This window comes from Polaromonas sp. P1_G2 (assembly GCF_056405515.1).
Window position 1 is genome coordinate 1 of record NZ_JBFUBY010001064.1, and the last position, 470, is coordinate 470.

Sequence of the window (470 nt, forward strand, 5' to 3'; positions counted from 1 at the left end):
ATTGTTCGGCTTCACGTTCGGCGCGCTCCTGGGCCGCAGCGCGTGCCGCCTCGCTCTGACTGCGTGAGGCTGCTGCCTCCTGCTCGAGCCTGATGACATTGAGTGCATTCTGGCGAAACACTTCGACGGCGCCGGCCATTTCCCCGACCTCGTCGGCACGACCGGCATAGGGAATGGTGCTGTCGAGATCCCCGCCAGACAGTTGCTGCATCGCCGAAGCAATCCGGCGGATCGGATTGGCAATGCCTGAGATCGCAAAGATGATGCCGACAAGCGCGACAATAACTGCCAAACCAGCAATCGCAGCTGTCAGGATGAAGGCGGAACTCGCCGCCGCRTCGCTSGTMTCAACAAARTGTTCYGCCTGGCCAAGAATGAAGGCCACCAGATCCGCTACCGCCTTGTTCATCTGATCGGCCAGCGCCGTCATGTCACCCTTGAAGAGCCGGACCGCGTCGGCGGTTTTACCG

At 61.1% G+C, this 470-nt stretch carries 1 protein-coding gene; it reads right to left on the minus strand.

Translation table 11 applies throughout. The features are described from left to right. A partial coding sequence (locus AC1D0P_RS29080) for a HAMP domain-containing protein (RefSeq protein WP_477679908.1) occupies positions 1–470 on the minus strand: 470 nt, incomplete at both ends.